Origin of the sequence: Staphylococcus sp. HMSC063A07 (genome assembly GCF_001836955.1) — a bacterium.
GTDB classification, from domain to species: Bacteria; Bacillota; Bacilli; order Staphylococcales; family Staphylococcaceae; genus Staphylococcus; species Staphylococcus lugdunensis.
Window position 1 is genome coordinate 1 of sequence record NZ_KV830916.1, and the last position, 9466, is coordinate 9466.

The 9466-nt window shown below is 32.8% G+C and carries 8 protein-coding genes; 2 read left to right on the plus strand and 6 right to left on the minus strand.

Annotated elements, in window-relative coordinates; translation table 11 throughout:
* Positions 1 to 174: 174 nt before the first annotated feature.
* The 4 genes from HMPREF2597_RS05015 to HMPREF2597_RS05030 form a co-directional block, all read right to left on the minus strand.
* Positions 175 to 519, minus strand: coding sequence for a DUF4889 domain-containing protein (locus HMPREF2597_RS05015; protein WP_002460263.1), 345 nt, complete (start codon positions 517 to 519; stop codon positions 175 to 177).
* A 203-nt stretch (positions 520 to 722) separates the two neighbouring features.
* Positions 723 to 1151, minus strand: coding sequence for a pyridoxamine 5'-phosphate oxidase family protein (locus HMPREF2597_RS05020; RefSeq protein ID WP_002478713.1), 429 nt, complete (start codon positions 1149 to 1151; stop codon positions 723 to 725).
* A gap of 62 nt (positions 1152 to 1213) precedes the next feature.
* A complete protein-coding gene (gene rsp, locus HMPREF2597_RS05025) occupies positions 1214 to 3319 on the minus strand; it encodes an AraC family transcriptional regulator Rsp (RefSeq protein ID WP_002478714.1) in 2106 nt (701 codons plus the stop codon).
* Positions 3320 to 4058: 739 nt separating this feature from the next.
* Positions 4059 to 4442: a YbgA family protein gene (locus HMPREF2597_RS05030; RefSeq protein WP_002478715.1), complete on the minus strand. Its 384-nt coding sequence runs from the start codon at positions 4440 to 4442 to the stop codon at positions 4059 to 4061.
* Positions 4443 to 4599: 157 nt separating this feature from the next.
* Here HMPREF2597_RS05030 and HMPREF2597_RS05035 point away from each other — a divergent pair, with 157 nt between their 5' ends.
* Entirely contained in the window at positions 4600 to 6042 is a 1443-nt protein-coding gene (locus HMPREF2597_RS05035) for a sucrose-specific PTS transporter subunit IIBC (RefSeq protein WP_002478716.1), read from the plus strand.
* A 154-nt stretch (positions 6043 to 6196) separates the two neighbouring features.
* Here the strand turns inward: HMPREF2597_RS05035 and HMPREF2597_RS05040 are convergent, their stop codons facing one another.
* Complete coding sequence (locus HMPREF2597_RS05040; RefSeq protein ID WP_002460258.1) at positions 6197 to 7138, minus strand: magnesium transporter CorA family protein; 942 nt, start codon at positions 7136 to 7138, stop codon at positions 6197 to 6199.
* Between the two features lie 68 nt (positions 7139 to 7206).
* Positions 7207 to 7821 carry a TetR/AcrR family transcriptional regulator gene (locus HMPREF2597_RS05045; RefSeq protein ID WP_002460256.1) on the minus strand — a complete coding sequence of 205 codons (615 nt, stop codon included), beginning with the start codon at positions 7819 to 7821 and terminating at the stop codon, positions 7207 to 7209.
* 156 nt (positions 7822 to 7977) lie between these two features.
* On the opposite strand from HMPREF2597_RS05045, the gene HMPREF2597_RS05050 reads away from it, so the two are divergent.
* Positions 7978 to 9255: a YhgE/Pip domain-containing protein gene (locus tag HMPREF2597_RS05050; protein ID WP_002478717.1), complete on the plus strand. Its 1278-nt coding sequence runs from the start codon at positions 7978 to 7980 to the stop codon at positions 9253 to 9255.
* Positions 9256 to 9466 lie beyond the last annotated feature (211 nt).

Here is a 9466-nt window from a genome sequence, read left to right on the forward strand (position 1 = left end):
CTTTTTTACATTGTTTAAGAACTTAATGTCCCAGACCCCGGCTAGATTGACTAGGATTGAATCAGCATATTTTCAATCCAGTCAAGGGCTCCAGCTAAGTATGTGCTGAACCAATTACAACTATTGGGGTTCAGTATACAATCAAGCTGGGGTTTTATTGTATTCTATGCAAAATTAATGATGCATATGTTTCATGTCGTGAATTTTCATCATTAAACCGTGTGGAATATCATCATGTTTTACTTTAGATACACGAGAGAATTCGTCTGAATTTTCATTTTTAACAAGCAAGACAAAATCTCCTTTATGAACGTTTGCATCTGTGTCTTTTGGAAGTTTTACATTTTTTTCTACCTTTTGGTCTTTTTCACTAACCATTTTCTCAATTGTTGTATCATTTTTCATAATACCGTAGTACGTATCTTTCTTAGCGCCAGTCATCATGAGAACAACTAAAACAACGCAAGCAATAAGCATTACTACGATTAATGTAATTCCTAATCCCTTTTTACTTTTCATGTTAGAATCTCCTTTATATATTGTTATTTTATTTATACAAGACCTGCTCAAAGAATGCAATATTGAATTATTTTAAATCTGACTTAAAATTTAAAAATGTCAAAATTTGATAACATGTTTATGCTTTAATCAGTAAATACAAAAGGAAAGCTTGTTTGTCTTATACTTCAAGATAACAGGCTTTCCTTTAATTGTTAATTCGCTTATTCGGATAAGTCCAGTGTTGCTGGGGTATCTAAATCAGGATCATTCATTAATTTAATTGTTTTAGGCGTCACTTTTAAGACACATAATTCAGGATCATCTTTAGAAGAAAAGAAACTTTTATCTTGTGTTTCCCATAGCCAATCAATCGTTTGTTGGTCTGTTACAACTTCGATGTTGGCATCAATTTCTACGAAGCTACGCTGTTTCGTATCGTTATATCCTAACAAGATATAGGCACGAGGATTATTTTGTATTTCAGCTACTTTGATTGAATTAATATTAGTCTTAGTGTATAGCTCAAGGCCATCATTGTAAAATACCATGTATCTACTGTTTGGCTGATTATGATAGGCCGTAGAAAGTACGCCTACTTTAGAAGTGTTTAAGACATCAGTCATCTCTTGTATTGCTTGTGCTTTATCCAAATGAATCATCTCCTTAATAATGGTATTGCCCAAAATAATTAGAAATAAACGTTGATCTTTACTTAGGTTGGCTTGATACACAAGTATTTGACTTCATCGTGCTTTAATGTAATTTCTCGCGTTTCATGCTGTATTTGCTGAATATATAATTCAGTTTTAGGATAGTTACTGCGGTCTAAATGTTTCAAAATATGCTTTTCTATATATCGTGGATTATTATCTTGAGGTAATAAGTTGGCTATCATGCCATGCTCGTGATTTAATGTCTGCATAATGAATTGTGTTTGCGTATTTAACCGGTTATTTAATTTGAAAATTTGTTTATTGTCTGATAAATAACGGTCATTTATTTTATTAAAGATTAAAAAGTGATAATCCCCATCTTTACGACTTAACATATAATTATTTGTAATTTCGATCGGTTCATTCATAAAAGCAGCAACAAATTGATATAAGTGCATAATCGGTTTCAAACTACCATATTTGTTAAATAGAGCAATGTCAAGGGAGTCATCTTCAAAGAGACGATAACAAATACCACCGCCATATTTCATCAATTGTGTAAGGTGACAAACTAAATCAGATAATTGTAATGGAAGACTTCCATTATTCGTATATTTAAAGCACCGCTTTGAGAGGTGACTATACACAAATTTATAAGAAGGTATTTGTGATTCTTGTATAAAGCGCAAATAGTTTTCAAAATGCGTTGCTGTATGTGTGAAACCTTTCGTTTTATCAACAAGTAAATTTTTGATGTTGGTATTCTCTATATCAATAAAGTAAAAATGAAAGTTCATTCTGTGCATTAAGTCATACGTCTCCTGAACTGTTTTAAAATGACGCAGTAAACCATCTATGATAAGGCCATATTTAATATTTTTATGTTTATTTTTAAGCTTTAAATGTGCAAGATGGATATCGTGTGGTGTCATGGATGCACTATCAAATATCAGCATAAACTTAACTTGTTTCAGATGTTTCTTATAATCTTGTGTGTCGTTTAAGAAATTTAAAATCATTTGATACACACTATCAAATTGTTGCTTACTTTTAATGGTTAACGCTAAGCTGATGTTCTTATCAAACAACTTTTCAATACTTAGATTGAGTAAATTTTGATTTAAATGTTGCATCCAATCATTAGACAAGTCATTGATTAGCACAGCAGGATGCGGTAAATACGATAAGTCAATATTGTAATATTCATTGAAAAGATAATGAAAGAGTTCATTAAACGTGTTGAAGCGAATAAAAGCAGTTGCAGTTTGTGTCTGTTGTTGTGGTTTGAAATGATCAATATGAATATTAGTTGTTTCAATAGCTAATTGTTCAAGTCGTGTATTTTGATTAATATAGGACAAAAGATGATCTGGAATAGCTTGAGTAAAATGTAATTGTGGTTTGTCCACAATGTTTTGCAGTCGGATACGAAATTGTTTTGGACTAAAGTTTAAAAACTTTTTAAATTGATTTGTAAAATTAGTATGGCTTGTAAAACCAATTTCTGTCGCTATTGCACTAATAGAATAACGAGTTGTTAACAGCAAATGAAGTGCACGACATAGTTTTAACGTTGTGTAATATTCTTTGAAATTCATATGCAAATAACGACCGAAAAGATTTGAACAATAAGATTCGGAAATATTACAATGCTGTGCGACATCACTTAAAGTAATATAAGATAACACGTGCTGATTGATAAATGTCAACGCCTTAGTGAAACTCGGATGATTGACTGACATACGCGGTGTATATAAAGATGGATGCTTCACTACTGCTTCTTTAAAAAGTGTTTGGATAATCTTTGATATCGTATCATCATTGTCAATCTCATCACTAACATGCTGATGGATACGATTAAATAATAGTGATTTAATGTACAAGTTTGATTGCAACAGATGTCGATCAAAATAGTGATAAAAGAATTGAGTATCTTTCATATAAAAATACACGAGTGGAATGCGAAGTTCTACGATATTTTGACCTTGTTCAATATTAAATATATCTCCATGGTTAATGATGGCGATATGATTGTCCAAGTCAAAGGTCGAGCTATTTATTGTCATGCGAAGTTCATTAGTTAGTGAAAAAAGTAAAATAATTTGATTAATGTTGCGCGAGGGAGCGCTTGATAAACGTTCATGTATTACTAAAGTGCAAGTCATTTAATATGGTCTCCTAAAATAAAATTCGTGTACACGCAACAAGAAAAAGTCATGTTTTGTGAATAATATTTGCTATTATAGCGGAAAGAAATCTAAATAGTAATAGTAAATTTTAAAAAAATATAGCAAATTTCATGAAAAATAGCTTAAAATTTTCAGTTTTGCACAACTTAAAAGTCGGATTAGAAATATGGTGTTTACATTTTGGAAATTTTTAATAGGTTGCAAACATGCTTTTTTGTGCATAATAAAGATATCAATTTGAATCAAATTGGTAATGTGATTTAACACAATAGCACCTATGAACAACAGCAATGAACAATGTCACGAACCTGTTACGACAATTGACATCGCAAATCATCATGTAATGTATATGGCAACAGAAGCAGGCTTATAGTTATTATTCAATTAAATGACGTCACATATTTTATAGAACAAACATCATAGAATAACATCATGAGACGTTGTCATGATTGTAGAATGACTTATGCATCACATACACAGAATCAGCAGCAGAGAATAGCTTCTAGCGCAACCTAATCATTAAGTATAAGTAGTAATAAGATATCATTACAGTTGTCAATACTCCCCAGACATAGATGTTAATGTATCGTCAGCGGTTCACATTTATAAACGAATTTTCTACATGGTTTACTTCTTCTTAATTCAATATTGTTTATTATAGAAATTTTGTGTTAAATAACAGCCCATGGATATCCAAAGCGCCCTTATCAAAATATTATTGATGAGGGCGCTTTTGTAATATATGACTCTGTTGTAAATAGTGTACATGATAACGGTCAGCTAATGATTTTATAAATGTTAATAACACATCAAATGACACTTGCTGTTGTTGAAAAGCGTGCTTTAAGTATTGTGCATGTTGTTTTTCTGTGTCAGTTGCTTTGGATTTAAAATAGCCCCACATATGATCGTAGCAATTAATCATACTTCCCATTGTAGGGGATTGTGACAGTGCTCCATTGATTGCTGATTCAACCTCAGCATAAGTTGGTGTTGATTTAAGCATTGCACGTATATGGTTATAATGTTTTTGACTATGCATCATCACATGATATTTTTCTTGGCGCCATAATTGTTCGATTTTACCACGTGTTTTCATCGTATCGACTCCTTACATTAGTTATAGCATTTTTACCCATATTTAAAAGATTTAATTAGTTAAAATTTTGTGGCAACTATTGCTTTTGTAATTGTATGCGTTTACAATGAAAGTGAGTTATTGGAACCGGTTCTATTTTTTAAAGGAGGCATCTTGCATGAATTATAAACAAGCGGCACAAGAAATTCTTGAAGCTATAGGTGGTGAAGAGAATTTAGAAGCCATGGCACACTGTGCAACTAGGCTCAGACTCGTATTAAAGGATGAAAGTATTGTTGATGAAGCGAAATTGGGACAAATGGATGTAGTGAAAGGTACGTTTTCAACAGGCGGACAATATCAAATTATTATTGGGTCAGGCACCGTAAACCATGTGTTTGCTGAACTAGAAAAAATAACAGGAAAAGAAGCTTCAACAACTTCAGAGGTTAAAGAGAAATCTGCTAAAAATTTGAATCCACTACAACGTTTTGTCAAAATGTTATCTGATATTTTTGTTCCGATTATTCCAGCGATTGTTGCTGGCGGTTTATTAATGGGGATTAATAATATTTTAACCGCGCCAGATTTGTTCTATAAAGGTCAATCGCTTATTGAAAAGCATGACCAATTCGCTGGTTTAGCAAGTATGATAGATATCTTTGCCAATGCACCATTTACGTTATTGCCAATTTTAATTGGATTTAGTGCAGCTAAACGCTTTGGTGGAAATCCATTTTTAGGGGCAGCGTTAGGGATGATTTTAGTACATCCATCATTGATGAGTGCCTATGATTTTCCAAAGGCAGTGGAAGCGGGAAAAGCGATACCACATTGGGATATCTTTGGATTACATATTAATCAAGTAGGTTATCAAGGCCAAGTATTACCTATGTTATTTGCAGCTTATATTTTAGCAAATATTGAAAAAGGACTACGTAAAGTCATTCCAACGGTATTAGATAACCTATTAACACCTTTATTAGCTATTTTATCAACAGCATTTTTAACATTTTTATTTGTTGGACCGATTACACGTCAGTTAGGCTATTGGTTATCTGATGGTTTAACATGGTTATATGAATTTGGAGGTGCGATTGGTGGCTTTATCTTTGGTTTATTCTATGCACCAATCGTTATTACAGGCATGCATCATAGCTTTATTGCTGTTGAAACAACACTGATTGCAGATGTGAAAAATACAGGAGGTTCATTTATCTTTCCAATTGCGACGATGTCAAACGTGGCACAAGGTGGTGCAGCGTTAGCAGCTTTCTTTATTATTAAACAAAATAAAAAATTAAAAGGTGTAGCATCTGCTGCTGGAATTTCAGCGTTACTTGGTATTACTGAACCAGCCATGTTTGGGGTTAATTTAAAATTAAGATACCCATTTATTGGAGCAATTGTTGGCTCAGCCTTTGGAGCAGCTTATATTTCATTCTTTAAAGTTAAAGCCATTGCGCTTGGTACAGCGGGGTTACCTGGATTTATTTCAATCAGCGCATCTCATAGTGGATGGTTACATTACTTTATTGGAATGGTGATTTCGTTTATCATCGCAGCAGGGCTGACTATTATATTATCACGTAGAAAAGCTTATCAAGACGTTAAATCATAGAAAATTGTTTAAGACATAAATATAACGTCTTAAAATTACAACGCCAAAAATGTTTTCATGTGTCGTATTGTAAATAGAAAACAGCAGTAAGATAATTTCTAATTGAAAATCATCTTACTGCCGTTTTTTTCGGATTTATGTCCTAACCTGTTTATTATATTTTTTGTTTGCGCCATAAAAAGATGCCAACAATTGTGACTAAAATTAATGATACGACTATAACGATAATCCAAGAGGCGTAACTGTGATCGTCAATCGGTAACGGGACGTTCATACCAAAGAAGCTAAAGACTAAAGTTGGTAAGGTCAGTAATACGGTAAACAACGTTAAAGTTTTCATAATATTGTTCATTTCATTAGACAACAATGAAGCATATGACGTGGTAATACTTTCTAAAATACGTGTATACAATTCTGTTGTTTCAATCGCTTGATTGTTTTCAATCATTAAGTCTTCTAATAAATCTTCATCTTCTTCAAAACGTTTAATCGCAGGTAAACGGAATAATTTTTTGATAATTGTATCATTTCCTTTTAATGCAGCTAAGAAATAAACTAAACTTTTCTCAACTTCCATCAAATTATATAGCTGACGATTCGTAATATTATTTTTCAATTCACGCTCAATGCGAATTCTTGATTTGTTCAACAAACGCAAGTTGCGATTATAATGATTCGCAATGGTTAATAATATATTTAAAGCAAAACGACTATGGAATTTCAGATTAATATCTTGTTGTCGCGCAAAATGTTCTAAAAATTCATTTTCAGCATCACAGACAGTCATAATGATGCCATTTCCAATAATAATACCTAGTGGAATCGTGACAAATGACAGCACACGTCGATTGGTTGAATTGACAATAGGTAAGTCAATAATAATTAGTGAATAACCAGAGTCTTCGTCATACTCAATACGTGCACTTTCTTCTGCGTCTAAAGGGTCACGTATAAAGTCTTCGGGAATTTGATAACGCTCAATTAGCGCATCTGCCTCATCACGGTCAGGTTCTACAACGTTAATCCAAGAAGGTGCGTGGTCCAAATCTGTTTCTACTATTTCATTTTGTGTTAAATGTTTGTATGCTGCAATCATACTTACTGATTCCTTTCAATATTACTTACTAAGTTGTTAATACTTTACCACACTTTAACTTTTTGTGCTCAATCATGTTGATGCATATGATGGCGATGTTCTGATAAAAGACGTAAGGGGCCATTGTAGACAATTTTATAAATATATAAAATCAGTTCATCCACAGGCAAGCGTTCGGGGTCTTGAACCCAATACTTCATTACCGAAATCGTGGCACCGGACACATACCTATAGAAATACATTTCGGGTATGCCAGCGATAACATGGTCTACACTCAAATAATTTTGCATGTTTTCTTTGAATAATGAATTCATTTTTTCTTCCAAGCGACTTGTACGGTCTAATTTTAAAATTGTGCGATAAAAGTTGATGTTACGATCAATATGATGAAAAATAGTAGTTAGTACATTTTTAATAAATAAGCGTCCCGTTTCTTCAGCATCGTTACCTAAGACATTGTAAAATTCTGTTACATTGGAAATTTCAGCGATACATTCATTTTCCATTTCATCTAATAGTAGATACTTATCTTCAAAGTGTAAATAAAATGTCCCCCGATTAATATCGGCACGTTTAGTAATATCTTGTATCGTAATTTTTTCGATTTCTTTTTCATTTAACAAATCAATAAATGCCTCTTTAATGGCAGATTTAGTCCGTCTAATGCGACGATCTTCTTTCACGATTACTGAAACCTCCTAGTTATAAGACAAATTGAACGAATGTGTTCATTAACGTACACTTTGTCATACATTGCTTATTGTTTATTTGTTCATACCTATTATAATAAACAACGTGATAAATATTCAACACGTTGTTTTATAAAGGAGGTAAGTTTGATGAATATTTTTAAAAGCAAATTATTATGGATTGCGCCTATTGCAGGGATTTTACTATTAATCATCTTTTCATTAGCGTTTTATCCAGCATATAATCCAAAACCTAAAGAAATGCCTATCGCAATTGTTAATCATGATGAAGGTATTAATATACAAGGTAAAAAAGTAAATATTGGAGATAAATTAGAAGATAAATTATTAAATAGTGACTCAGACACTATTAAATGGGTTAAAGTTAAAAATGAAGCAGACTTAAAGCAAGGCATGAAGGATGAAAAATATTACGGTGCTGCTGTCTTCAATAAAGACTTTTCTAAAAATGCGATGAGCAAAACGCAAAAGATTGTGATGGATAGTAAAAAAGCAGAAATGAAAGAAAAGGTTGCATCTGGTGAAATTCCACCACAAGCTGTGCAACAAATGCAGAAAAAGATGGGTAACCAAAAAGTTGACGTGAAACAAGCTCAATTTAAAACGTATGTCAGCCAAGGTTCAAGTTTGCAAGGTTCACAATTGGCTAATAGCGTTTTAACGAAAATGGGGCAAAATATTAACCAACAAATTACAAAACAAAGCATTAATACTTTGGAACAACAGCATGTTGATGTTAAAGCAAGTGATATCGAAGGATTAACGAATCCAGTAAACGTGGATAGTCATACAGTAAATAAAGTGAAAGACCATCAAGGTGGAGGTAATGCACCATTCTTAATGTTTATGCCAGTATGGATAGGCTCATTAGTTATTTCTATCTTATTATTCTTTGCCTTTAGAACGAGTAATAACTTTGCAATTCAGCATAGAGTCATCGCTTCATTTGGTCAAATGATTATGGCTGCGGTATCAGCATTTGCTGGTAGCTTTGCTTATATTTATTTTATGAAAGATGTACTTGGCTTTGACTTTGATCATCCTGTGCGTATTGCAGTGTTTGTAGGTTTGTCAATTCTTGGATTTGTAGGATTGATTTTAGGTGTGATGGTGTGGTTAGGAATGAAATCAATACCATTATTCTTCATTCTAATGTTCTTTAGTATGCAAATGGTCACATTACCGAAACAAATGTTACCTAAAGGTTATCAACATTATGCTTATGATTGGAATCCGTTCACGCATTACGCCACAAGTTTGAAGGAATTGATTTATTTAAATCATCAAATCGAATTTTCAACAACGATATGGATGTTGATTGGCTTTATGATTTTTGGAGCGATTTCAAGTTTAGTTGCAGCTTTAGTGAGAAAACACAGTACAAAACGTACCGAAGTACCATCATAAGATATTAATACATTTACAATATAAAATTTGAAACGCAAAGTGCAGTGATTAGCATTTTGCGTTTCTTGGGAGCGGGACAGAATGGATTATGAATTTATAGTCCCGCTCCGGCAAGGTTGACTAGGATTGAAAAAAGCTTGGTATCCAGCGTATTTTCGTCCAGTCAACTACTGCCGAAATTTAGTTCATAGCCTAAAACATAATGATATCC